We start from the raw sequence: 1,204 nt of genomic DNA on the forward strand, positions 1-1,204 counted from the left end.
GGGTTTGCATCGTGCGAGGTAGCGCCGGGCGTGCGGGAATTCCGTTTGCGACGGCACACGTCACCTATCGGAAGCTATAGCTTCGCTTGGTTCAGTAGAGTCGGCCGGACGAACGGCTGGGCGAAAGTAACGTGCGCCCAACACGAACGACGGCACCAAATGGGACGGCACATACATCGGCCGCCGCAAAGGAATGACTTTCTATATGCCGGGAAGGTAGACCACGGCTTCTCGCCCGTTCCGAGAACCGGCCAATGGTTTACAATTGAGATAAAAACTCCTGAGAGTTCGGTAGGACCCCGCTCGCTAGTTTCCAAATTTTACCTTGCAGGAACAAACATCTGCTTCCGCCTGGGAGACTAGGGGTCGGAGGTTCAAATCCTCTCGCTCCGACCAATAATTTCAAAGGCTTATCCTCGAGCGGGCAGAGGCTATTCTTGCCCTTGGGGAAACTCCGCCAAACTTCGCTGTGGCGTCGGACATACCGCACCGGCCGAGCTGAGCAAGAGAATCGGGTCCAAGTCGCTGCCTATCGGTCCTCAAGAGAGATGACGCGCCAACCTTCTGGTTGCACCGAGACCGCCAGTCGCATCCGCGGCCGCATCGAGAACGTCTCGGATTGGGCCAAGAAGAAGCTCCCGGAAGATGACAACCCGGTGCGCTGGAAAAACCTGCTCGACAAGCTACTGCCGGGGCGGTCGAAGGGGTCTCACCGGTGGAGGCAGCACACGGCGTTGTCCTTTGCCGATCTGCCGTCATAGCTGAGACCGGCGCCGAACGAGATGTCGGAGATGGCTTTGGCGCATACCGTCTCGGACAAGGTCGAGGCAGCTTACCGCTGCTGCGATATGCGGGAGAAGCGCCGCCGGACGATGGCCGAATGGGCGGTCTATCGCGCTAGGAGTGTTGCAGGGCACGGGCAGCGACAGCTGAAGGTCAAACGCCTTTGTTGAATTCTCAGCTTTGAAAGTTTGCAGCACGGCTGACACCTCGGCGTCCGAGTCGATGCCGCGTTGAGCGACGGCATCGGCGACATCGGAAGTCGCGGCTCTGGACCAGCCCTCGATCGCGTTGAAGGCGACGATCCGGACGGGAGAGGTGTACTCGCCTGACTAGAAGCTTTCTCTTGCGGTGTACGTCACCGCCTCAATCTTGTTTCCATCGAGGTCGCGTACGAAGGCACCAAAATAATTCGCGTTGTAAT

General features: G+C 58.6%; 1 pseudogene. It reads left to right on the forward strand.

Annotated elements, in window-relative coordinates:
- Nucleotides 1-80: pseudogene (locus tag AC1D00_RS41875) on the forward strand (DUF3833 family protein); the annotation flags it as partial.
- Between the last annotated feature and the right edge of the window lie 1,124 nt (nucleotides 81-1,204).

This window comes from Bradyrhizobium sp. P2_E8 (assembly GCF_056403875.1).